Annotated in this window: 1 rRNA gene; it reads right to left on the bottom strand. The window is 47.3% G+C overall.

The window, feature by feature from the left end:
* Positions 1-175: ribosomal RNA gene (locus tag ACF8ME_RS11910) — 16S ribosomal RNA — on the bottom strand; the annotation flags it as partial.
* Positions 176-317: the final 142 nt, after the last annotated feature.

Here is a 317-nt window from a genome sequence, read left to right as displayed (position 1 = left end):
CGTATGCGGTATTAGCTACTCTTTCGAGTAGTTATCCCCCACGACTGGGCACGTTCCGATGTATTACTCACCCGTTCGCCACTCGTCAGCGTCCGAAGACCTGTTACCGTTCGACTTGCATGTGTAAGGCATGCCGCCAGCGTTCAATCTGAGCCAGGATCAAACTCTACAGTTCGATCTTGAATTTAAAGTCTTTCGACTAACTCATAAAAACGGAATTGAAGTGAACTTCACTTCTATTCTCATGAGCGTTTTTTGGCTTCAAAGAGCCGAGTTCCAAAGAACTTGGCTGTTCGCCTCAAACGCCCACGCTTATC

The organism is Delftia sp. WSY_7 (assembly GCF_043104845.1).
Classification (GTDB): Bacteria; Pseudomonadota; Gammaproteobacteria; order Burkholderiales; family Burkholderiaceae_C; genus Comamonas; species Comamonas tsuruhatensis.
Note: the sequence above shows the minus strand (reverse complement) of the source record. Positions and strands in the feature narration are given on the sequence as shown.